The organism is Falsiroseomonas sp. RANM36 (assembly GCF_056682175.1).
This window is the reverse complement of the sequence record NZ_JBWXTD010000068.1, coordinates 1-281: the sequence shown is the minus strand read 5'-3', so window position 1 is coordinate 281 and position 281 is coordinate 1. Positions and strand designations below refer to the sequence as shown.

The following is a 281-nucleotide window of genomic DNA, read 5'->3' as shown; positions in this document are numbered from 1 at the left end:
CAGGCGCATGAGCATGGACCCGACCACCGGCCGGAACTGGACCCCCCGCACCCTGGCCGCGCAGGCGATGGGCAAGGTGGACGCGGCGACGCGCGCCGTGGTGCCGCCGCTCCCCGTGACCACCACCTTCGTCCGCGACCCGGACAACCAGTACCGCAGCGGCAACATCTATGGCCGCGCCGACAACGAGACAGCGCGCGAGGCCGAGGCGGTGATCGCCATGCTGGAGGCCGCGCCGGCCGCGATGCTGCTCGGCTCCGGCATGTCCGCGGCGACCGCCG

At 74.4% G+C, this 281-nt stretch carries 1 protein-coding gene; it reads left to right on the top strand.

Annotated features, from left to right (window positions below):
* Positions 1 to 13: 13 nt before the first annotated feature.
* Positions 14 to 281, top strand: a 268-nt coding sequence (locus tag AC1MIR_RS27870) for a PLP-dependent transferase (protein ID WP_480031417.1), incomplete at its 3' end; no start/stop codon positions are given.